This is a genomic window from Bradyrhizobium sp. CCH5-F6 (genome assembly GCF_001556045.1).
Taxonomy (GTDB): Bacteria; Pseudomonadota; Alphaproteobacteria; order Rhizobiales; family Xanthobacteraceae; genus Bradyrhizobium.
Genome location: NZ_LSIC01000049.1, coordinates 1 through 19858 on the forward strand (window position 1 = coordinate 1; position 19858 = coordinate 19858).

25 protein-coding genes and 1 tRNA gene are annotated in these 19858 nt (G+C 63.8%); 18 read left to right on the forward strand and 8 right to left on the reverse strand.

Features of this window, described 5'->3' with window-relative positions; all coding sequences use genetic code 11:
- The 9 genes from glyA to AX729_RS08265 all read left to right on the forward strand — a co-directional run.
- The coding region (glyA, locus tag AX729_RS08225) for a serine hydroxymethyltransferase (protein WP_061021899.1) at nt 1-1070 on the forward strand (1070 nt) is incomplete at its 5' end.
- Between the two features lie 28 nt (nt 1071-1098).
- Complete coding sequence (gene nrdR, locus AX729_RS08230; protein ID WP_011087793.1) at nt 1099-1581, forward strand: transcriptional regulator NrdR; 483 nt, start codon at nt 1099-1101, stop codon at nt 1579-1581.
- On the forward strand, nt 1578-2726 hold the full coding sequence (gene ribD, locus AX729_RS08235) for a bifunctional diaminohydroxyphosphoribosylaminopyrimidine deaminase/5-amino-6-(5-phosphoribosylamino)uracil reductase RibD (protein WP_061021900.1): 1149 nt from the start codon (nt 1578-1580) through the stop codon (nt 2724-2726). Before nrdR ends, ribD begins: the two co-directional genes overlap by 4 nt.
- Nucleotides 2726-3349 carry a riboflavin synthase gene (locus AX729_RS08240; protein ID WP_061021903.1) on the forward strand — a complete coding sequence of 208 codons (624 nt, stop codon included), beginning with the start codon at nt 2726-2728 and terminating at the stop codon, nt 3347-3349. Before ribD ends, AX729_RS08240 begins: the two co-directional genes overlap by 1 nt.
- A 181-nt stretch (nt 3350-3530) precedes the next feature.
- Nucleotides 3531-4022 carry a 6,7-dimethyl-8-ribityllumazine synthase gene (gene ribH, locus AX729_RS08245; RefSeq protein ID WP_061021904.1) on the forward strand — a complete coding sequence of 164 codons (492 nt, stop codon included), beginning with the start codon at nt 3531-3533 and terminating at the stop codon, nt 4020-4022.
- A 3-nt stretch (nt 4023-4025) separates the two neighbouring features.
- Nucleotides 4026-4523: a transcription antitermination factor NusB gene (nusB, locus tag AX729_RS08250; RefSeq protein WP_061021906.1), complete on the forward strand. Its 498-nt coding sequence runs from the start codon at nt 4026-4028 to the stop codon at nt 4521-4523.
- Between the two features lie 166 nt (nt 4524-4689).
- Nucleotides 4690-5688: a thiamine-phosphate kinase gene (thiL, locus tag AX729_RS08255; RefSeq protein WP_061021908.1), complete on the forward strand. Its 999-nt coding sequence runs from the start codon at nt 4690-4692 to the stop codon at nt 5686-5688.
- Between the two features lie 234 nt (nt 5689-5922).
- Nucleotides 5923-8043, forward strand: a complete 2121-nt coding sequence (locus AX729_RS08260; RefSeq protein ID WP_061021910.1) for a sodium-translocating pyrophosphatase — start codon at nt 5923-5925, stop codon at nt 8041-8043.
- 173 nt (nt 8044-8216) lie between these two features.
- Nucleotides 8217-9764, forward strand: coding sequence for a peroxidase family protein (locus AX729_RS08265; RefSeq protein ID WP_061021912.1), 1548 nt, complete (start codon nt 8217-8219; stop codon nt 9762-9764).
- A gap of 149 nt (nt 9765-9913) precedes the next feature.
- On the opposite strand, the gene AX729_RS08270 is transcribed toward AX729_RS08265, so the two are convergent.
- Both AX729_RS08270 and AX729_RS08275 read right to left on the reverse strand, forming a co-directional pair.
- Nucleotides 9914-10915 carry a Bug family tripartite tricarboxylate transporter substrate binding protein gene (locus tag AX729_RS08270; RefSeq protein WP_061021914.1) on the reverse strand — a complete coding sequence of 334 codons (1002 nt, stop codon included), beginning with the start codon at nt 10913-10915 and terminating at the stop codon, nt 9914-9916.
- A gap of 216 nt (nt 10916-11131) precedes the next feature.
- Nucleotides 11132-11617 (reverse strand): outer membrane protein assembly factor BamE, encoded by a 486-nt coding sequence (locus AX729_RS08275; RefSeq protein WP_061021916.1) that lies wholly within the window; start codon nt 11615-11617, stop codon nt 11132-11134.
- 98 nt (nt 11618-11715) lie between these two features.
- Here AX729_RS08275 and AX729_RS08280 point away from each other — a divergent pair, with 98 nt between their 5' ends.
- From AX729_RS08280 to AX729_RS08310, 7 genes are all read left to right on the forward strand, one after another.
- Nucleotides 11716-12267: a ubiquinol-cytochrome C chaperone family protein gene (locus tag AX729_RS08280; RefSeq protein ID WP_061021918.1), complete on the forward strand. Its 552-nt coding sequence runs from the start codon at nt 11716-11718 to the stop codon at nt 12265-12267.
- Nucleotides 12264-12833, forward strand: coding sequence for a YceD family protein (locus tag AX729_RS08285; RefSeq protein WP_061021920.1), 570 nt, complete (start codon nt 12264-12266; stop codon nt 12831-12833). The genes AX729_RS08280 and AX729_RS08285 overlap by 4 nt, the downstream gene beginning before the upstream one ends.
- 298 nt (nt 12834-13131) lie before the next feature.
- Nucleotides 13132-14193 carry a phosphate acyltransferase PlsX gene (gene plsX, locus AX729_RS08290; protein ID WP_061021923.1) on the forward strand — a complete coding sequence of 354 codons (1062 nt, stop codon included), beginning with the start codon at nt 13132-13134 and terminating at the stop codon, nt 14191-14193.
- The gene (locus AX729_RS08295; protein ID WP_061021925.1) at nt 14190-15170 is read left to right on the forward strand and encodes a beta-ketoacyl-ACP synthase III; all 981 of its coding nucleotides are present in this window, start codon (nt 14190-14192) and stop codon (nt 15168-15170) included. The genes plsX and AX729_RS08295 overlap by 4 nt, the downstream gene beginning before the upstream one ends.
- Nucleotides 15171-15303: 133 nt before the next feature.
- The gene (locus tag AX729_RS08300; protein WP_197433556.1) at nt 15304-15648 is read left to right on the forward strand and encodes an integration host factor subunit alpha; all 345 of its coding nucleotides are present in this window, start codon (nt 15304-15306) and stop codon (nt 15646-15648) included.
- Between the two features lie 24 nt (nt 15649-15672).
- Complete coding sequence (locus AX729_RS08305) at nt 15673-16251, forward strand: MerR family transcriptional regulator (protein ID WP_061021927.1); 579 nt, start codon at nt 15673-15675, stop codon at nt 16249-16251.
- A 113-nt stretch (nt 16252-16364) separates the two neighbouring features.
- Nucleotides 16365-16442 (forward strand) — tRNA-Pro (locus AX729_RS08310).
- On the opposite strand, the gene AX729_RS39465 is transcribed toward AX729_RS08310, so the two are convergent.
- Nucleotides 16421-16693, reverse strand: coding sequence for a hypothetical protein (locus AX729_RS39465; RefSeq protein WP_156456802.1), 273 nt, complete (start codon nt 16691-16693; stop codon nt 16421-16423). The genes AX729_RS08310 and AX729_RS39465 overlap by 22 nt on opposite strands.
- On the opposite strand from AX729_RS39465, the gene AX729_RS08315 reads away from it, so the two are divergent.
- Entirely contained in the window at nt 16692-16889 is a 198-nt protein-coding gene (locus tag AX729_RS08315) for a hypothetical protein (protein WP_061021929.1), read from the forward strand. The genes AX729_RS39465 and AX729_RS08315 overlap by 2 nt on opposite strands.
- On the opposite strand, the gene AX729_RS08320 is transcribed toward AX729_RS08315, so the two are convergent.
- Together AX729_RS08320 and AX729_RS41065 are read right to left on the reverse strand one after the other, a co-directional pair.
- Nucleotides 16890-17582 carry a tyrosine-type recombinase/integrase gene (locus AX729_RS08320; protein ID WP_245325091.1) on the reverse strand — a complete coding sequence of 231 codons (693 nt, stop codon included), beginning with the start codon at nt 17580-17582 and terminating at the stop codon, nt 16890-16892.
- Nucleotides 17583-17591: 9 nt separating this feature from the next.
- Entirely contained in the window at nt 17592-17954 is a 363-nt protein-coding gene (locus tag AX729_RS41065) for a hypothetical protein (RefSeq protein ID WP_245325092.1), read from the reverse strand.
- A gap of 314 nt (nt 17955-18268) precedes the next feature.
- Here AX729_RS41065 and AX729_RS39470 point away from each other — a divergent pair, with 314 nt between their 5' ends.
- A complete protein-coding gene (locus tag AX729_RS39470; protein ID WP_156456803.1) occupies nt 18269-18883 on the forward strand; it encodes a hypothetical protein in 615 nt (204 codons plus the stop codon).
- 32 nt (nt 18884-18915) lie between these two features.
- Here AX729_RS39470 and AX729_RS39475 read toward each other — a convergent pair whose 3' ends face one another.
- From AX729_RS39475 to AX729_RS08325, 3 genes are all read right to left on the reverse strand, one after another.
- The gene (locus AX729_RS39475; protein ID WP_156456804.1) at nt 18916-19092 is read right to left on the reverse strand and encodes a hypothetical protein; all 177 of its coding nucleotides are present in this window, start codon (nt 19090-19092) and stop codon (nt 18916-18918) included.
- Nucleotides 19089-19331: a hypothetical protein gene (locus tag AX729_RS39480; protein WP_156456805.1), complete on the reverse strand. Its 243-nt coding sequence runs from the start codon at nt 19329-19331 to the stop codon at nt 19089-19091. The genes AX729_RS39475 and AX729_RS39480 overlap by 4 nt, the downstream gene beginning before the upstream one ends.
- Nucleotides 19332-19487: 156 nt before the next feature.
- Nucleotides 19488-19718, reverse strand: a complete 231-nt coding sequence (locus AX729_RS08325) for a hypothetical protein (protein WP_061021931.1) — start codon at nt 19716-19718, stop codon at nt 19488-19490.
- Nucleotides 19719-19858: the final 140 nt, after the last annotated feature.

The following is a 19858-nucleotide window of genomic DNA, read 5'->3' on the forward strand; positions in this document are numbered from 1 at the left end:
GTTGTGAGTGGGTCGACGTCGCCGAGAACCTCGCGATCGATCGCGCCAAGAAGCTTTTCGGCGCCAAATTCGCCAACGTGCAGCCGAACTCCGGCAGCCAGATGAACCAGGCGGTGTTCCTGGCGCTGCTTCAGCCCGGCGACACCTTCATGGGTCTCGATCTCGCGGCCGGCGGCCATCTCACCCATGGCTCGCCCGTCAACATGAGCGGCAAGTGGTTCAAGGCCGTGCACTACACCGTGCGCCGCGAGGACCAGATCATCGACATGGACGCGGTCGCCAGGCAGGCCGAGGAGGTCAAGCCAAAGCTGATCGTGGCCGGCGGCTCGGCCTATTCGCGCGCCTGGGACTTCAAGCGTTTCCGCGAGATCGCGGACAGCGTCGGGGCGTATCTCCTGGTCGACATGGCGCATTTCGCGGGTCTCGTCGCCGGCGGCGTGCATGCTTCGCCGGTGCCGTATGCGCACGTCACCACGACGACGACGCACAAGTCGTTGCGCGGCCCGCGCGGCGGCCTCATGCTGTGGAATGACGAGACGCTGACCAAGAAGCTCAACTCGGCGATCTTCCCGGGCCTGCAGGGCGGTCCTCTGATGCACGTGATTGCGGCGAAGGCGGTCGCCTTCGGCGAGGCGCTGCGTCCGGACTTCAAGGTCTACGCCAAGAACGTCGTCGAGAATGCCAAGGCCCTGGCCGAGACCTTGAAGGGCCACGGTTTCGATATCGTCTCAGGCGGTACCGACAATCATCTGATGCTGGTCGATCTCCGGCCGAAGGGCCTGAAGGGCAACGTGTCGGAGAAGGCGCTGGTCCGCGCGGCGATCACCTGCAACAAGAACGGCATTCCGTTCGACCCGGAATCGCCCTTCGTCACGTCAGGCATTCGGCTCGGCACACCCGCAGCGACCAGCCGCGGGTTCGGTGTGGCCGAATTCCAGCAGGTCGGCGGCATGATCGCCGAGGTCCTCAACGCGATCGCGCAATCCTCCGACGGCAAGGCGCCGCTGGTGGAGGCCGCGATCAAGGAACGGGTCAAGGCGCTGACCGACCGGTTCCCGATCTACCAGTAAGACTAGGAACTCCAATTAAGGTCCGCGGATGCGCTGCCCGAACTGCAACAGTCTCGATACGCAGGTAAAGGACTCGCGTCCGACCGAGGACTCGTCCGTGATCCGCAGGCGGCGCGTGTGCGTCGCCTGCAATTTCCGCTTCACCACCTTCGAGCGCGTGCAGCTGCGCGAGCTCACGGTGATCAAGCGCAACGGCCGCCGCGTGCCGTTCGACCGCGACAAGCTGATGCGCTCGGTGCAGATCTCGTTGCGCAAGCGGCAGGTCGAGCCGGAGCGGGTGGAGAAGATGGTTTCCACCATCGTGCGCGAGCTCGAGACCGGCGGCGAGGCCGAGATCTCCTCCGAGGTGATCGGCGAGACCGTGATGGAGCATCTGCGCACGCTCGACGACGTCGCCTATGTGCGCTTTGCCTCGGTCTACCGCAATTTCCGCGAGGCCAAGGATTTCGCCGACGTGCTCGGCGAGCTCTCCGGCGAGGAGGAAGCGCGGCTCGCCGCGATCCGCAAATGATCTTCCGCATCCTGGAGGATCAGTTCGCGCAGAAGGCCCGCGAGGCCAAGGATGCCGATCGTAGATTCATGGAGCTGGCGCTCTCGCTGGGCAAGCGCGGACAGGGGCGGACCTGGCCCAATCCGGCCGTGGGCGCCGTCGTCGTCAAGGACGGCATCATCGTCGGCCGCGGCTGGACGCAGCCCGGAGGACGGCCGCATGGCGAGCCTGAGGCGCTTCGGCGCGCGGGCGAGTCGGCGCGTGGCGCCACGCTCTACGTCACCCTGGAGCCGTGCTCGCATTTCGGCAAGTCGCCGCCTTGCGCCGATGCGGTGATCGCAGCGGGCATCAAGCGGGTGGTGGCGGCGATCGAGGATCCCAATCCTGAGGTCGCAGGCCAGGGGCATGCGCGTCTGCGCGCCGCCGGCATCAATGTGGATGTGGGGCTTTGTGCGGCGGAAGCTGCCTTCGATCATGCCGGCCATTTCCGTCGTATCCGGGACAAGCGTCCGCATGTGATCCTCAAGCTCGCGGTTTCGCCCGACGGCAAGATCGGCGCTGCCGGCGGCAAGCCGCTCGCGATCACGGGTGAGGCGGCGCGCGACCGCGTGCATCTCCTGCGCGCGCAGAGCGATGCGATCCTGGTCGGCATCGGCACGGTGCTGGCGGACGATCCGCAACTCACCTGCCGCCTGCCGGGCATGGAAGCACGGTCTCCGGTGCGTGTCGTCCTCGACAAGAATCTGCGTATTCCGGCCACGAGCCGGCTTGTTCGTTCTGCCCGTGAGACGCCGCTCTGGGTCGTCAGCTCAGAGCTCGCCGAAGCTGCCGCGGCGACACGCCTTGGTGCTGCCGGCACGCAGATCATCCGCATACCGCCCGGGAGTGCTTCCGGGCTCGATCTTCCGTCCGTGCTGCATGCGCTGGCGGAGAAAGGCATCACGCGGCTGATGGTCGAGGGCGGCAGCCGCGTTGCGGCGTCGTTCGTCGCGGCCGACCTCGTCGACGAGATCTGGCTGTTCCGCGGAGCGGAAGCGGTCGGCGAGGGCGGCGTCGATGCGCTCGATGCATTGCCCCTGTCGAAAATCACGCAGTCGCAGGCCTACAAGGTTCATGCTAGCGAGACCTTCGGCAAGGATACTCTCACCATCTACGAGCGCGCGTAATGTTCACCGGCATTGTCACCGATATCGGCGAGATCGTCGCCTTCACACCGACGGCGCAGGGCCAGTTGCATCGTCTGCGGATCGCCTGCCGTTATGACCGGACCACCATCGCCGACGGCGCCTCGATCGCCTGCAACGGCGTCTGCCTGACGGTCGTCGCCTCCGGTGTCGAAGGCAGCAAGGACTCTAAGCAAACTACCTGGTTCGAGGTCGATGCCGCGGCCGAGACGCTGGCGCTGACCACGGCGAAGCACTGGAAGCTCGGCACCCGGCTCAACCTCGAACGCGCGCTGAAGATCGGCGATGAGCTCGGCGGCCACATCGTCGCCGGCCACGCCGACGGGATTGCAACGCTCGTCAGCCGCGAAGACCTGCCCGACATGGCGCGGTTCGAGCTCTCGACCACGCGGGAGCTGGCGCGGTTCATCGCGACCAAGGGCTCGATCACGCTCGACGGCGTGTCGCTGACGGTCAATACGGTCAAGGACGTGAGCTTTTCGGTGCTGATCATCCCGCACACGCTGACGGTCACGACGATCGGCGGCTGGAAGGCGGGGGACGAGGTCAATATCGAGGTCGACCTGATGGCCCGTTATGCGGCGCGGCTGACGGAAATGAAGTGACCGGCAAAGCCGGCCGTTCCGGGATGGTCCGAAGGACCAGACCACAGGTGCGCAATTGCGCACCGGGGAATCTCGAGATTCCGGGTTCGCTTTACGCCCCGGAATGACAATGTCTTTCAACTTGGCTAACCCGCCGGCGGCGACTACATAACGCGCCGACGACTGTAGAACGGATTGAACCATGGCAGACGCGCGGCGCGCACCCCTGAAGGACCAGACCGACATTTCCGGCGCGCGCGCGCTGATCGTCGAGGCGCGGTTCTATGACGATCTCCAGGACGCGCTTCTGGATGGCGCGGTGGCCGAGCTGAAAGCGGCTGGCCTGACGCATGACGTGATCACGGTTCCCGGTGCGCTGGAAATCCCGGCCGCGGTCGCCATCGCGGTCGATGCCGCCGCGGCGAACGGCAAGCCGTACGATGCCGTGATCGCGCTCGGCTGCGTGATCCGCGGCGACACCATTCACTTCGAGATCGTGTCCCAGGAATCCTCGCGCGCGCTGATGGACCTCGCGGTGGCCCGAAAGCTGCCGCTCGGCAACGGCATCCTCACCGTCAACACCGAAGCACAGGCCTGGGCGCGGGCGCGCGCCAGCGAGCTCGACAAGGGCGGCGATGCCGCGCGCGCGGCGCTCGCGATGCTGCGCATCAAGCGCCGCCTGGCGCAGGCCTGAGCCATGGCCGACAACACCAAAAAGCCTCCGCTCGGCACCGAGAAGAAAGCGAACCGGCGCGGTGCGGCACGGCTCGCAGCCGTGCAGGCGCTGTACCAGATGGATATCGCAGGCGCCGGCATCAACGACATCTTCGCCGAGTTCGAGAGCCATTGGCTCGGCAATGAGGTCGAGGGCGATACATATCTGCCGGCCGAAGCCGCCTTCTTCCGCGACGTCGTCTCGGGCGTCGTGCGCGACCAGAAGAAGCTCGATCCCCTGATCGACGAGGCGCTGTCGAAGGGCTGGCCCTTGAAGCGGATCGAAGCCATTCTGCGCGCGGTGCTGCGGGCCGGGGCCTATGAGCTCCAGCATCGCAAGGACGTGCCGGGCCGCGTCGTGGTCTCCGAATATGTCGATGTCGCCAATGCCTTCGTCGATCGCGAGGAAACCGGCATGGTGAACGCGGTGCTCGACCAGATCGGCCGCCAGTTTCGCGGCGACGAGTTCGGGCGGGGGTAGGATGACCCGAGGGCGGATGCAAAGCGGCTGCCCCATACTCCGTCGTCATCACCCGCGAAGGCGGGTGATCCAGTACGCGGTAGCCTATCGATTTGGCATGAACGTCTCTGGAATACTGGATCGCCCGGTCAAGCCGGGCGGTGACCGCGAGGGGTGAGCTGGGCCGATGGCAAACTCGCAAAATCCCTCCGCCGAAGATTCCCTCATTGCGCGCTACTTCAAGCCGCTGGCGACCGATCCCGGTGCTTTCGGGCTGGTCGATGACGCGGCGGTCCTGTCCTCATCCGGCGACGACATCGTCATCACCACCGATGCCATCGTTGAGGGCGTGCATTATCTTGCCGACGATCCGCCCGACACCATCGCGCGCAAGGCGCTGCGGGTGAACCTGTCCGACCTCGCCGCCAAGGGCGCGCTGCCTGCCGGCTTCGTGCTGACGCTGGCGCTGCGGAGCCAAGAGGATGCCTGGCTTCGTCCCTTTGCGGACGCACTGGGCGAGGACGCAGAGAACTTTGCTTGTCCTCTGCTCGGCGGCGACACGGTGTCGACGCCGGGCCCGCAAATGATCTCGATCACGGCCTTCGGCCGTGTGCCAAGGGGGCGCATGATCGGCCGTACCGGCGCAAGGCCGGGCGACCGCATTCTGGTGACCGGGACGATCGGCGACGCCGCGCTCGGCCTCGACGTGCTCAAAGGCGGCGCGGCGGCCGGCGCGCTGATATCCGATCCCGCTGCACGGGATTTTCTGGTCTCACGCTATCGGGTGCCGCAGCCGCGCAATGTGCTGGCGGGGGCCGTGCGCGATCACGCGACCGCAGCGATGGACGTCTCCGACGGCCTCGCCGGTGATTTGACGAAACTCTGCGCAGCGTCCGGAGTCTCGGCTTCGGTCGAGCTGGCGAGCGTGCCGCTCTCGGCCGCGGCGGCAGGCCTGCTCGCCCGCAAGGTCGTTTGCGTCGAGACGCTGCTTGCCGGGGGCGACGACTACGAGGTGCTGTGCACCGTTCCGCCGGCGCAAAGCGAGGCGATGATCGCTGCGGGGCGGGCGATGGGCGTGACCTTGACCGCGATCGGAACGATCCTGGAGGGGCGCGAGCGACCGCGCTTCCTGGACGGGCAGGGGCAGGAACTGCTCTTGAGGCGGCTGTCCTACAGCCACTTCTAGGAATTGCTCCAAATCGGCATCTTGGTTCTCAGTGTTGGTCTAAATACCTGCCGAGATCGGCGTTTTCGGCCTTATCCGGCGTTGCACCCTCAATTTGATTTTGGCAAGCTCGCGACCGAACAAGGCCGCCCCTTTAGGGCAAGGGGGCGGCCTTGTTCGAAATCAAGGCGCCGCACCGCACGACGGACAACAAAAGGCGCCGGGGGTACATCAAGGATCTGAGGCAATAATCAAATGACAGCATTATGGTTGATAGTGCTCTGCGGAGTGCTTTCCGTCGTCTACGCGATTTGGGCGACGTCTTCGGTGTTGAGCGCGGATGCGGGGTCGCCGCGCATGCAGGAGATCGCAGCAGCCGTGCGCGAAGGCGCACAGGCGTACCTGCGGCGCCAGTACACCACGATCGGTCTCGTCGGCATCGTCATCTTCGTGCTGCTTGCCTATTTCCTCGGGCTCTATGTCGCGATCGGTTTTGCCATCGGCGCCATCCTGTCGGGGGCGGCCGGCTTCATCGGCATGAACGTCTCGGTCCGCGCCAATGTACGCACCGCCCAGGCCGCGACGACGTCTCTAGCCGGCGGCCTCGAGCTCGCCTTCAAGGCCGGTGCCATCACCGGCCTCCTGGTGGCGGGTCTCGCTCTGCTCGGCGTCACTCTCTATTTCGCCTTCCTGGTCCATTCGCTGAAGCTCGCGCCTGACAGCCGGGTCGTCGTCGACGCCCTGGTGGCGCTCGGATTCGGCGCCTCGCTGATCTCGATCTTCGCCCGTCTCGGCGGCGGCATCTTCACCAAGGGTGCGGACGTCGGCGGCGACCTCGTCGGCAAGGTAGAGGCCGGCATTCCCGAGGACGATCCGCGCAACCCGGCCACCATCGCCGACAACGTCGGCGACAACGTCGGCGACTGCGCCGGCATGGCCGCCGACCTGTTCGAGACCTATGCGGTGACCGCGGTCGCCACCATGGTCCTGGCCGCGATCTTCTTCGCCAAGACGCCGATCCTCGCCGAAATGATGACGCTGCCGCTCGCCATCGGCGGCATCTGCATCATCACCTCGATCATCGGCACCTTCTTCGTCAAGCTCGGGCCGAGCCAGTCGATCATGGGCGCGCTCTACAAGGGCCTGATTGCGACCGGCGTCCTCTCGCTGATCGGCATCGCGCTGGTGATCTACTACCTGATCGGCTTCGGCAAGCTCGATGGCGTCAACTACACCGGCTTGGCGCTGTTCGAGTGCGGCGTGGTCGGTCTCATCGTCACCGCGCTGATCATCTGGATCACCGAATACTACACGGGCACCGACTACCGTCCGGTGAAGTCGATTGCCCAGGCCTCGGTGACCGGCCACGGCACCAACGTGATCCAGGGCCTCGCCATCTCGATGGAAGCGACCGCGCTGCCTGCGATCGTCATCATCGCCGGCATCCTGGTGACCTACAGCCTCGCCGGGCTGTTCGGCATCGCGATCGCGACGGCCACCATGCTGGCGCTGGCCGGCATGATCGTCGCCCTCGACGCCTTCGGCCCCGTCACCGACAATGCCGGCGGCATTGCCGAGATGGCGGGACTGCCCAAGGAGGTACGCAAGTCGACCGACGCTCTCGACGCGGTCGGCAACACCACCAAGGCGGTGACCAAGGGTTACGCGATCGGCTCGGCCGGTCTGGGCGCCCTCGTGCTGTTCGCGGCCTACAACGAGGACCTCAAGTTCTTCGTGGCCGGCTCAGCCCGCTATCCTTATTTCGCCGGCGTCAATCCGGACTTCTCGCTCAACAATCCCTACGTCGTGGTGGGCTTGCTGTTCGGCGGCCTCTTGCCGTACCTGTTCGGCGCGATGGGAATGACTGCCGTGGGGCGTGCCGCTGGCGCGATCGTCGAGGAGGTTCGGCGTCAGTTCCGCGAAAAGCCGGGCATCATGCAGGGCACCGACAAGCCTGACTATGGCAAGGCGGTCGACCTGCTGACCAAGGCGGCGATCAAGGAGATGATCATCCCCTCGCTGCTTCCGGTGTTGTCGCCGATCGTCGTCTATTTCGCGATCTACGCGATCGCGGGCGGCGGCGCGGCCGGCAAGTCGGCGGCGTTTTCGGCTGTCGGCGCGATGCTGCTCGGCGTGATCGTGACGGGCCTGTTCGTCGCGATCTCGATGACTTCGGGCGGCGGCGCTTGGGACAACGCCAAGAAGTACATCGAGGACGGCCATTTCGGCGGCAAGGGCTCTGATGCGCACAAGGCGGCCGTCACCGGCGACACCGTCGGCGATCCCTACAAGGACACGGCGGGACCTGCGGTGAACCCGATGATCAAGATCACCAACATCGTGGCGCTTCTGCTGCTGGCGATCCTCGCACACTGAGCAGCGTCACCAGTCTGCAAGACAAACCCCGCGGCGTGAGCCGCGGGGTTTTTGATTCACGAAATCGTGCCCTCGCAGCTGCCTTTGTCGCAGGGGAACTGTGAGCTCAATTATAAAGTGTCTTCCCTCGGAGGGCTACCGTGCAGGTGTTGTCTCACCCACTGGAGGGAAGAATGACGCAAGCTGCAAACCTGAATCCAAGACACGGGAAAGCCGGACGCCAGCCGACCAGGGCGGGTTTGAAACCGCCCAGCGCCAATGCAGACCCCGGCATGTTCGGGCGGATGTTCGACCTGCCGGCCTTCACGGCACCGGAGGCTGCGCTGCAGGCGCTTGCCGCCGCGATGAAGGACGCCAGTCCGGACGATCAGGCCGGCGACAATGCCAGCGTTCCCTCGGGCTTCACCTATCTCGGCCAATTCGTCGATCACGACATTACGCTTGATCTCACGTCGCTTGCCGAGAAACAGGAGGACCCCCACGCCACCACGAACTTCCGAACGCCCAGGCTCGATCTGGACAGCATTTACGGTCTGGGACCGGATGGCAGCCCCCAACTCTACGCTCGTGATCCCAACAACATCACGCAGCCCGGGCCGAAGTTCCTGCTCGGCAAGACGGCGCCCACGCCGCGCGCGGCCGGCGTCTTTCCGAACGATCTGACGAGGAATTCGGAAGGGCGAGCCCTGATCGGCGACCACCGCAATGACGAGAACCTGCTGGTCGCACAGACGCACCTTGCGTTCCTGAAATTCCACAACAAGGTCGTCGATATGCTCGCAGCCGGTCCCAACCCGCCGGCGGCCGACAAGCTCTTCTCCGAAGCAAGGAAGCTGGTGACCTGGCACTATCAATGGATGGTGCTGCACGATTTCGTCGAGCGCTTGACGGAAAAGGGCATCGTCGCCAGGATTCTGCACGAGGGCCGCAAGTTCTATCGATTCCAGAAGGTGCCCTATATGCCGGTCGAGTTCTCGGCGGCAGCCTACCGGCTTGGGCACAGCATGGTTCGCGAGACGTATAGCCACAACCGTGTGTTCACGCCCGGCGGCTTTGCCGCGGCGAGCCTCAGCCTCGAGTTCTTCTTCTCCGGGCTCTCCGGCCGCATCCTGGGCGAGATTGCCGGCACCACTCCCAACGCACCCAATTCCCCGCCCAACGTCAGCACCTTGCCCACGGACTGGATCATCGACTGGAGCCGCTTCTACGAATTCGATCCGGCGCCTGCGCCGACGCCAAACTTCCTGTTCAACCATTCGCGAAAGATCGATCCATTCCTGATTCCGAAGTTGCACGATCTTCCAGGGGGCGGCGGAAGCCTCCCGTTCCGCAACCTGCAGCGCGGAGTCAATCTCGGATTGCCGTCGGGGCAGGATGTGGCGCGTGCGATGGGGATTCCCGTGCTCAAGCCCACGGAGATCGCAACTGGTACGGACGGCGCCGTTGCGGCCGCCCAGGGTTTCGATCGAAAGACGCCGCTCTGGTACTACATCCTCAAAGAGGCCCAGGTGAAGACCGGCGGCCTTCGGCTCGGTCCGGTCGGCGCGCGCATCGTGGCGGAGGTGTTCATTGGCATCGTCGCTGGCGACACCCAATCCTATCTCAGCCAGCAGAACTGGAAGCCGACGCTGCCGGCGAAGACTCCCGGCACTTTCCTGATGAGCGATCTGTTGCGCTTCGTCGGAGATATCAGCCCGATCGACGGCGTCACGACCGGATAGCAGTTGCTCTAAAGCGCGACGCGATCAGGACGAATCGTCATCGCGCTTTAGGTTGTTGTTTAAGCATGATCTTCTCGGAAAACCGCTGTGCACTTTTCCGGATCATGCTCTGGTCCCGGATGCCGCAGGCGGCATCCGGGACACGAGAACTATTGCACATCCATCTGCAGCCCTTCCTTCTGGATGATGCCGGCGAACTTCTTCGTCTCGGCCTCCACGAAGGCGGCAAATTGCTGCGGCGTGCCGTAGTCGGCGCGGGCGCCCATGGCGGCGATCTGCTTCTTGATGTCCTCGCGCTCCAGCATCGCCTTGATCTGGAGATTGAGCGCGTTGAGCACCTCGGGTGACACTCCCTTCGGCAAGAACACCGAGAACCAGGACGATATGTCGAAATTCGCCAGCTCGGGCGCGCTCTCTCGCATCGTCGGCAGGTTCGGCGCGAGGTCGCTGCGCTCGGTCGTGGTGACGCAGAGACCGTTGAGCGTGCCGTTCTGCACCTGCGGCAGGCTCGGGTAGAGATTGTCGAACAGGATCTGGATGTCGCCGGCGAGTGCCGCTTGAAGTGCGGGTCCGGCGCCGCGGAACGGGATGTGCGTCATCTTCAGGCCGGTGAGCTGGAGGAACCAGGCGCCGGTGAGATGAGGGCTCTGACCGACGCCGGAGGAGGCGTAGCTGAGCTTGTCCGGATTGGCCTTCAGATACGCGATCAGCTCGGCGACCGACTTGATGCCGGTCTTGGGATGCGCCGAGACGATGTTCGGAATCCGGATCATGTTGGAGACCGGCTGGAGCTGGTCGGGCTTGTAGCTGAGGTTCTTGAAGATGCTGTAGGCGATCGCGTTCGGACCGGGATTGCCGACCAGGATGGTGTGGCCATCAGGCTTGGCGCGGACCACCTCGGCAGTCCCGATGGTGCCGCCGCCGCCCGAGCGGTTTTCCACGACCGCCGACTGGCCCCAGGCGGTTTGCAGATGCGCGGCCAGGAGCCGGCCCATCACGTCGGTCGAGCCGCCGGCCGCAGCCGGCACGACGAGGCGAACGTTCTCGGTGGGCTTCCAGTCGGCGAGGCTCGATCGCGGCAATATGGCTGCGGCTGAAAGGCCGGCAGCGCCGGTGAGAACGCGACGGCGGGTCAACAAAGGCTTAGGCACGAATCCACTCCCTGCTTTTTCGTTGCAGGGACCGTACGGAACCGCTCGTGCGACCGCAAGTCGCGTGCGACGGGGAGTGCCGCGCGAAGGGCGGCACGACGCCGCAGCTTGGAGTCATATACCTTCCGACGGAATTGGAACGGCTCTGCATGCGCGTTGCACGCGTTTTCTCTCACGCGAGTCGTTGTCGACTCCGCGCGAAAGCGCTCACGAGTCTCAGTTGAAGCTGAGCAGCTTGAACAGCGGCGTGAGGTAGCTCATCTCCTGGCCCGAGGTCGGCGTGGTGCGGCTGATGAAGTCGAAGATCTTGCCGTCCTGGAGGCCGTAATTCGCAAGCCGGCGCACGCGCCGATTCTTGTCGAAATAGATCGCGATCACCCGCTGGTCGACCACCTTCTGGTTCATGAAGGCGACCGGGCGCTCCGAGCGCTGCGAGATGTAATAGAACACCTCGCCGTCGAGGGTGGCGACCGTGGACGGCGTGCCCATCACGATCAACACCTGGTCCTGACTCGCGCCGATCGGAATCTGCTCGAGCGCGCCGGGCGGCAGGATGTAGCCCTTCTGGAACTGCTCGCCGGTGCAGCCCGCAAGTGCCACGCCGACCACGGCCGTAGCCGCGAGCATGCGCAAGCCGCGCCAGCATGCGTGAAGGCCGCGCCGCTTGTCCGCGCGCAGGCTGGTCTGGTTCGTTGTTGTCATAGCGGAACTGATTCCGTCCCCTTGCGTCGCGCGAGGCGCTGAAGTACCGGGCGGAGGCTCTGAATGCAACACGCGCGCGCCCGCTTGCGGAAACCACAATGCTTTGGCCGTTCAATCACTTCAGGAAACCCCGACTAACCCCGCCGGGCACCATTGAAGCCATCTATGGCATGATCGTGACGCAGGCGCGAGAACCTATATTTTACCGTGACTTGGGCGTGCCCGATACGGTTAACGGGCGTTTCGACCTGTTGCTGCTGCATCTCTGGTTGCTGCTGCGCCGCCTTCGTACTGTCCAGGGCGCCGCGGAGCTGTCGCAGGCGCTGTTCGATCGCTTCTGCGAGGATATGGACGACAATCTGCGCGAGATGGGAGTGGGCGACCAGACCGTGCCGAAGCGGATGCGGGCCTTCGGCGAGGCCTTCTACGGCCGCGTCCAGGCCTATGACCAGGCCATGGAGGGCGGCGGCGAGGCGCTGGCATCGGCGATCTGCAAGAATATCTTGAATGGGACCGGCTTCGAGCAGGCGAAGCGGCTCGCGGCCTATGCCCGGGCCAGTGAGGCCGATCTCGGCCGGACCGACGAGGCTGCGCTGTTGCGCGCTTCCTTCAAGTTTCCTCCAGTGCTCCCCGAGGATGTCACGCCATGAGCCGACCAAATGCCGCATCCGAGCCAGATCCGTGGCGAGCGCCCGTCATCGTTGCGCAAATTCCGGACGGGGGCCTGCATCGCAAACTTGAGGCATCGGCGGCCGAGCGGCAGGCCATGGCGGCGCTCGCAGGCGTTCGCGAGATCCTGTCCGTCCAGGCGGAGTTCGATGTGGTGCCCAAGAGCGGCGGCCGTGTTCAGGTGACCGGCTCCGTCCGGGCCCGGGTCGGCCAGACCTGCGTGGTCACGCTGGATCCGATCGAGAGCGACATCGAGGAGGAGGTCGACCTGATGTTCGCTCCCGAGGCCGAGGCGCGCCGCCTGGCCGATCTGATCGAGGAGGGGCAGGACGGCGAGGAGCCGCCTGAGGTCGCCGATCCTCCCGAGCCGATCGCGAATGGCATCATCGACCTCGGCCGGCTCGCCACCGACGCCCTGTTCCTGGCAATCGATCCCTATCCGCGCAAGGAGGGGGCCGTGTTCGAGGCCGACGTCACCGCTCCAGATCCCGAGGACCATCCATTTGCGGCGCTGAAGGCGCTTCAGGACGGGAAAAAGAGCAAATAGCTGGGCAATTCCGGTGGGGCTGCTTGGGACGGGACATGAGCCGTTTGCCCTGCCGGTCAAAAGAATGGCTATATCCGCTTGATTTCAAATGCGTTTCCCGACGATTTGTACGTACCCCCGTAGATCGCCGCGAATGCAAAAGGCTGGGGGCAAGAGGTTGTTTCGGGGTAACAAAACGCTATTGTCGCGCCCCGGTCCGGGTGCGGCGTGGCGCTCGGCCCGTCGCCATGTCCGTGGCGAACCCATTTTGCGGCCCCGCTAGCTCAAGACCGCACCAGACCAGGTTTCCAGGACTTTCATGCCAAGCAAGGTTCGCATCGCGCTGGACGCCATGGGGGGCGATGTCGGCCCCGCCGTGGTCATTCCGGGCGCGGCCATCTCGCTTCAGAGGCATCGCGATACCGAGTTCCTGCTGGTCGGCGACCGCGCCCGGATCGAGCCCGAACTCGACAAGCACCCGAAGCTGAAAGCCGCCTCGAAGATCGTCCATACCGACGTCGCCGTCAGCATGGAGGACAAACCGAGCCAAGCGCTGCGGCGCGGCCGCAAGACCTCCTCGATGTGGCTCGCGATCGACGCCGTCAAAAAGGGCGAGGCGGATGTGGCGATCTCCGCCGGCAATACCGGCGCGCTGATGGCGATGGCGCGCTTCCACCTGCGCACGCTGCCCGGCATCGACCGCCCGGCCATCTCAGCGATATGGCCGACCAAGCGCGGGGCGTCCGTCGTGCTCGACCTCGGCGCCACCCTGGGCGGTGATGCGCATCACCTGGTGTCGATGGCGGTGATGGGCGCGGCCAAGGCGAGCGTGCTGTTCAACAAGAAGCGGCCCACGGTCGGTCTGCTCAATATCGGCGCCGAGGAGATCAAGGGGCACGAGGAGATCCGCGAAGCCAGCGAGATCCTGCGGGCGAGGAACCTGCCGGAGCTCGACTATATCGGCTTCGTCGAGGGCGACGGGATCGGCAAGGGCCTGGCCGACGTCATCGTCACCGAGGGCTTCAGCGGCAACATTGCGCTCAAGGCTGCCGAGGGAACCGCGCGGCAGATGGCGGAATTGCTCCGTAACGAGATGCAGCGGAGCTGGCTGTCCAAGCTCGGCTATGTCTTCGCGCGTAGCGCCTTCCAGGCCCTGCGCGACAAGATGGACCCCAACAAGTCCAATGGCGGCGTGCTGCTCGGATTGAGGGGTGTGGTGGTCAAGAGCCATGGCGGAACCAACGCCGAAGGCTTTGCCTATGCGATCGATGTTGGCTATGAGATGGCTCACTACGATCTCCTGAACAAGATCAATCAGATGCTCAACCGCGAGGGCGGTGCACTCAGTTCGGTGCAGGCCGCGCAGGAGGCTGTTTCGTGACGAAAATTCGTTCGGTCGTGCTCGGCTGCGGCTCTTATCTGCCGGAGCAGGTGGTGACCAACGCGCAACTGGCGGCGCGGATCGACACCTCCGACGAGTGGATCGTGCAGCGCACCGGCATTCGCGAGCGGCACATCGCGGCCGAGGGCGAATTCACCTCGCACCTGGCGATCAAGGCGGCGCAGGCGGCGCTCAGCGATGCTGGCATGGACGCGCAGTCGATCGACCTGATCGTGCTGGCGACCTCGACGCCGGACAACACCTTCCCTGCGACGGCTGTCGCCGTGCAGCACGGGCTCGGCATCAATCATGGCGCGGCCTTCGACCTTCAGGCCGTGTGCTCCGGTTTCGTGTTCGCGCTCGCCACCGCCGACAATTTCCTGCGCACAGGCGCCTTCAAGCGCGCGCTGGTGATCGGTGCCGAGACCTTCTCGCGCATCCTCGACTGGAACGATCGTGGCACCTGCGTGCTGTTCGGCGACGGCGCCGGTGCGGTGGTGCTGGAGGCGCAGGAGCAGCCGGGCAAGGCCGCGACCGACCGCGGCGTGGTGACCACGCACTTGCGCTCCGACGGCCGCCACAAGGCAAAGCTGTTCGTCGACGGCGGACCGTCCTCGACCCAGACCGTCGGCCATCTGCGCATGGAGGGCCGCGAGGTCTTCAAGCATGCTGTCGGCATGATCACCGACGTGATCGTCGACGCCTTCGAGGCGACCGGGCTCAATGCCGACGGCATCGACTGGTTCGTGCCGCACCAGGCCAACAAGCGAATCATCGACGCTTCCGCGCACAAGCTGCACATCGCGCCCGAGAAGGTGGTGCTGACGGTAGACCGGCACGGCAACACCTCGGCGGCCTCGATTCCGCTCGCGCTCTCCGTGGCGCGCAAGGACGGCCGCATCAAGAAGGGCGACATGGTTCTGCTGGAAGCGATGGGCGGCGGCTTCACCTGGGGGTCCGCCCTGGTGCGCTGGTAAGACACACTCGGTAAAATTTTGCCGAAATCAGCGCCGATTATCGGTGTGCCTGCATTGATGTGCGCTGTTGACCGCCGTATCGTAAGCTCATAATTTCAGACGAGAATTGTTCGCCGTGATGTGGGGCAGGGCGATGACCGATCAAAGTAAAACCGTAACGCGTGTCGATCTGTGCGAAGCCGTCTACCAGAAGGTGGGCCTGTCGCGCACGGAATCGTCTGCCTTCGTGGAACTCGTGCTGAAGGAGATCACCGACTGCCTGGAGAAGGGCGAGACGGTGAAATTGTCCTCGTTCGGGTCCTTCATGGTCCGCAAGAAGGGGCAGCGCATCGGCCGCAACCCGAAGACTGGCACCGAGGTGCCGATCTCGCCGCGGCGCGTCATGGTGTTCAAGCCGTCGGCGATCCTGAAGCAGCGGATCAATGCCCAGCACCGCACCAACGGCGATGCCTCCGACAAGGCTCAACCCGAGGCGTAGCCGCCATTCGGAAAGGATTGGCATTTGGACAAGGCGCCGGATGCGTTCCGAACCATCAGCGAAGTAGCGCAGGAACTCGACATTCCGCAGCACGTGCTGCGGTTCTGGGAGACCCGCTTCTCCCAGATCAAGCCGATGAAGCGCAGCGGCGGCCGCCGCTACTACCGCCCCGACGACGTCGACCTGCTCAAGGGCATCCGCCGGCTGCTCTACGGCGAGGGCTATACCATCCGCGGCGTGCAGCGGATCCTGAAGGAACACGGCGTCAAATCGGTGCAGGGCCTCGCCGACGGCGCGGCCGCGGTCTCGTTCGGCGCCATCGAGGACGCCATCGGCGCCAGCCTGATGGAGCCCGAGGACGAGGCGCCCATCAAGGGCGTCACCGACAGCGACGATGACGACTATCAGGGGGATGAAGAGGAAGGCATCGACTTCCGCTTCACCGAGATCGACGACGAGGAGATCCTCACCACCTTCCGCAAGGGCGGCACGCCTGCCGCACCCGCCGGCCCCAGCGCGCTGGACCGGGAGCGGCTGGGACGGGCGCTCGCCGATCTCGTCGCAGCGAAGGAGATGCTGGACCAGGCGCTGAAGGACGGGTAGGGGCCGCATTCCGCCGGCTTGACGGGCAGTTCCGGCCCGCTTTGGGCAGGAAGGACAAAATGCTGCGGCCTCGCCTTGCGCATCGCGGCGATCCTAGCTAATGGAACGGCATTCGGAGCGTGGCGCAGCCCGGTTAGCGCACTAGTCTGGGAGACTAGGGGTCGGAGGTTCAAATCCTCTCGCTCCGACCATTTTTTCCAATAATATCAATGATGGTCCGGCTGATCGGTTTGCGGTCGGCCGCCCGTTTGCAAATAGTTTGCAATTTTTGTTCTTTAGCTGTTCCAACCCAGAATGCAGGGGCTTGAACAGCGCGCGATAACCCGCATATTTGCCGCACGCAACTATGACTTGCAGGCGTGCAGTATTCGCGGATGGGAACGAAGATGCCAGGGTTTGTAGTGAAGGTGACTGAGCCGAGCGGGGATTTGATGTCTCCCATGACGGTCTACTGCAAAGATGCGCAGACGGCAGAGAAGCTGGTCCGTCAGCTGCCGTTTGTTGACGCCAGTGACAAAGTCGAGGCGCGGGAATTGCGGGACGCTGTGATGAAGTCAGCATTCGGCGTTCAGGCCGAGGATACGATCGCGATCCGCGTCGATTGGGTGTGGCGCGGTGACAATCCGGAGCGCAAGTAGTCAGACGTTGAACCGAGCTGGAGAAGCTATCTTGTCGCGGTGCTCTTCAAGTTTCTGGATTGCGTTGGCTACCAGGACGCCGCGACGAGCTAGATAAGCGTCAATCACGCGCTGTGCCTTGTCTACCGTCCACGTCAGCGCCTCGGCGATCTCCGGCGCCGTTGCACCGGCCTCGGCCAGCAATGTGGCGGCAGTGCCCCGGTTGTCGTGGAAATTCAGGTCGCCAGCTCCGATCGCGTCGGAGTCCTCGCGCCAGTGGTCGTTGAAATAGCGCTTGGTGTAGGCCTTGCCGCTTGGCGTGAGCATGACCAGGGCGCCGGAGCGGGGCAGGGCGTCCAGGTGCGCTTTCAGCTCACGCGTGGCAGGGATCCAAAGCATCTTGCCTGTCTTGCTGGACCGGATTTGAACACGCCGCCCATCGTAGCGCGTCCAGGCAAACTTGCGGACGTCGCTGGCCCGCATTGCGGTGTTGCGGACCAGGATCATGGCCGTTGCCATCGCCGGCCGGGCGGTCTTGATGAACTTCTGCTGTAGATCCTCCGACCACGTCTTGTCGGCCCGGTCGCTCTTGTAGAGCCGGTGGAAGGTCGGGATAGGGTGGTGTTTGATGCGGCGCTGCTCTTTCGCGAACGAGAGCACGCGGCACAGAGCCGACATGCGGTTGTCGGCCGATCGGCGCGAGGTCTTGCCCAACTCCTGGTGCTACGCGAGGGCGTCCGCCGCGAATAGGTCGGCGTCGTCGGCATTGTTGAACGTGTCCTCAGGGACCGTTCCCCACTGCTGCTCAATCCGCTTGAGCTTCCAAGGATACTGCTTGCGGGACTCTTCGCTCAGTGCGGCGTAGGTGCTTGATGTATCGAACAGGCGAATGAGATCAGTGAGCGTCTTTTCGCTCTTCCGTCGAGTGCGCTTCTCTGCCTCCGCGTAGGTCTCCGCGAGCCGATCGGGGTCGAGGCGAATGCCGGTGGCCCGGTGATACAGATAGAATTTGACCGTGCCATCTGCCTGCCGCTTCGGGACGCGGTTGATGCCCTTGAGCTTAAGCGGCTTCGGTCTTACGCGCATTCTCGGCTTTCCAGCGCTGGTAGGGGGTCAGTTCAGGTGCTGATTCTGTCACAAGGCCAGATGCCCGGTCTAGGGCGGCGTCAAGCGCTCTGCGGTCCCATCGAGTGGTCCCGGGCATTGACCTGGGGATAATTCCCTTTTGCACCCAACGGTCAAACGCGGCGAGGCTGTTGCAGCCGACGTATTCGGCTGCCTCCTGTTTCGTTAGCCCGCGCTTGGTGAGAGGTTGCACTTCCATTCGTCCCGATCGCTTGTATGGATTCGCATATAGCGAGGGCGTCGAGGATCTCGCGCGGAAAATATGAGGTGAGGCCATGAACCACGTGCTGGTCTTGGTAACGGTGTCTGTCTTTCTGAACTTGATTGCGCCGCCTTCGGCCGGTGCAGAGGAACCTGATTCTCTCCAGACAGAAGCAATTGAAGCGCTCTTCACAGTTACTGGCTTGGCTAGATATTGCGGTTCAGGCCTCAACAATACGAAGATTGCCGCCGACCTAAGCTCGGTTGGACTCAGCTATGATGATGTCCGACAAAGGAGCGGAAAGTTTGCTGACTACATCCGAAAGGCTAGTGCCAAGGATGAATCGCAGTGGTCAAAGCAAGTGACCAACGGAATCGCACTAAGGCAGACCTGTTCGAACCTTCCCGATTTTTACGGCAGGAGGACCGCTGGACTCCCTCTCATTGGGACGATGTGGATTCTGCCACTCCGATACCAGCCTCCGACAAATCCGCTTCCTGAAGCCGTTAGGCCGGACGATATCCCAAAGGCAGTTTTTGAGCTTATCCGGCGGAATTGCTATTTCGAGTGGCCTGACTCAAACGATTATTTTGATAGCTGCACGAATGGTCGTCTCGGCTACTATCGAAAGAAGCGGGCGAATGAACGGGCCTTCACGCCCGAGCATTCTGTGAGTCCAGAACCGTAGAGGACGCGGTGTGATCCGCGCCCTCTTTCCAGTCACATAAGCTTCGCGGCCTGCATCAACTCGCGGGCTAGCATTCGGGCGATGACCAGTGGTGGCGAGCCGCCGACCTGGGTCGACTTGGTCCCGAATTCAGTGGTGACATGCACGATGCCCGATCGCACTTCATAGGTGCCGGTGCGGCGGTCGTCGTCGTAGGTGAAGCTGGTCATGCTGCATCCTTCAAGAATTCGTGCGGCATCAGCACGCCTTCGTAACGACACCATGCTTCAACGGTGTCGATCTCCCCGGTTGCAGTGATGTAGCCTTCCTCATTGACCAGGGCGTATTTGGCACCGGAATGAAATTCACTTTCGCGCGCTGTCAGAGTGTAAACGCTCAAGCCCGTTGCTCGCTCGAAGCGACGGCGGGCAGCGGAATACGTGACAGGTTTAAAGGGATCGATGGGCATTCACTTCTCTCCGTATCAGTGGTTGCGTGGTCACCTCTGAAAAATCAGCCGGCGGGGATGCCCGCCGGCTGACACACTGACAGAGGAGACACGAGCGGCCGGAGCCGATCGCTGTTTCGCCCTATAGTCAGCGCGATATGGGACTTCGTCACCTCTTTAGTGCGACATTTTGTCCGCGTGCGTGAGCGCGTCTATGATCAGGTCGCCCCGGATCTCCAAGGGCCAGATGTCGCCAGTCATACCGAGCACAAGCTTGATCTCGTTTTCCCGCCATTCGCGGGCGGCGGCGCTGCCTTCGCTGAAGGGATTGCGGTCGTCGATCTCAGTCAGCGCGGTAACGAGATCGTTGTAGGTCGAGGTCGGAATGAACCTTCCAAAGTCGGTCATATGTCAGCCCCGTGTTGGTGATGCACGGGAATCGAATGCGCGATTTGCGACTCGGGGGCAAGGTTGCTCGTTTCGACAAAGACGAAATGTAAGTCGGAGCTGATACGCGGCCGCGAGGTCTAACAACGGCTTGGTGCGCG

Bases quoted from the DNA above. Each gene is read 5' to 3' on its own strand.
- nrdR (WP_011087793.1), top strand. From the start codon at position 1,099: ATGCGCTGCCCGAACTGCAACAGTCTCGATACGCAGGTAAAGGACTCG.
- ribD (WP_061021900.1), top strand. From the start codon at position 1,578: ATGATCTTCCGCATCCTGGAGGATCAGTTCGCGCAGAAGGCCCGCGAG.
- AX729_RS08240 (WP_061021903.1), top strand. From the start codon at position 2,726: ATGTTCACCGGCATTGTCACCGATATCGGCGAGATCGTCGCCTTCACA.
- ribH (WP_061021904.1), top strand. From the start codon at position 3,531: ATGGCAGACGCGCGGCGCGCACCCCTGAAGGACCAGACCGACATTTCC.
- nusB (WP_061021906.1), top strand. From the start codon at position 4,026: ATGGCCGACAACACCAAAAAGCCTCCGCTCGGCACCGAGAAGAAAGCG.
- thiL (WP_061021908.1), top strand. From the start codon at position 4,690: ATGGCAAACTCGCAAAATCCCTCCGCCGAAGATTCCCTCATTGCGCGC.
- AX729_RS08260 (WP_061021910.1), top strand. From the start codon at position 5,923: ATGACAGCATTATGGTTGATAGTGCTCTGCGGAGTGCTTTCCGTCGTC.
- AX729_RS08265 (WP_061021912.1), top strand. From the start codon at position 8,217: ATGACGCAAGCTGCAAACCTGAATCCAAGACACGGGAAAGCCGGACGC.
- AX729_RS08275 (WP_061021916.1), bottom strand. From the start codon at position 11,617: ATGACAACAACGAACCAGACCAGCCTGCGCGCGGACAAGCGGCGCGGC.
- AX729_RS08280 (WP_061021918.1), top strand. From the start codon at position 11,716: ATGCTTTGGCCGTTCAATCACTTCAGGAAACCCCGACTAACCCCGCCG.
- AX729_RS08285 (WP_061021920.1), top strand. From the start codon at position 12,264: ATGAGCCGACCAAATGCCGCATCCGAGCCAGATCCGTGGCGAGCGCCC.
- plsX (WP_061021923.1), top strand. From the start codon at position 13,132: ATGCCAAGCAAGGTTCGCATCGCGCTGGACGCCATGGGGGGCGATGTC.
- AX729_RS08300 (WP_197433556.1), top strand. From the start codon at position 15,304: ATGACCGATCAAAGTAAAACCGTAACGCGTGTCGATCTGTGCGAAGCC.
- AX729_RS08315 (WP_061021929.1), top strand. From the start codon at position 16,692: ATGACGGTCTACTGCAAAGATGCGCAGACGGCAGAGAAGCTGGTCCGT.
- AX729_RS39465 (WP_156456802.1), bottom strand. From the start codon at position 16,693: ATGGGAGACATCAAATCCCCGCTCGGCTCAGTCACCTTCACTACAAAC.
- AX729_RS41065 (WP_245325092.1), bottom strand. From the start codon at position 17,954: ATGCGCGTAAGACCGAAGCCGCTTAAGCTCAAGGGCATCAACCGCGTC.
- AX729_RS39470 (WP_156456803.1), top strand. From the start codon at position 18,269: ATGAACCACGTGCTGGTCTTGGTAACGGTGTCTGTCTTTCTGAACTTG.
- AX729_RS39475 (WP_156456804.1), bottom strand. From the start codon at position 19,092: ATGACCAGCTTCACCTACGACGACGACCGCCGCACCGGCACCTATGAA.
- AX729_RS39480 (WP_156456805.1), bottom strand. From the start codon at position 19,331: ATGCCCATCGATCCCTTTAAACCTGTCACGTATTCCGCTGCCCGCCGT.
- AX729_RS08325 (WP_061021931.1), bottom strand. From the start codon at position 19,718: ATGACCGACTTTGGAAGGTTCATTCCGACCTCGACCTACAACGATCTC.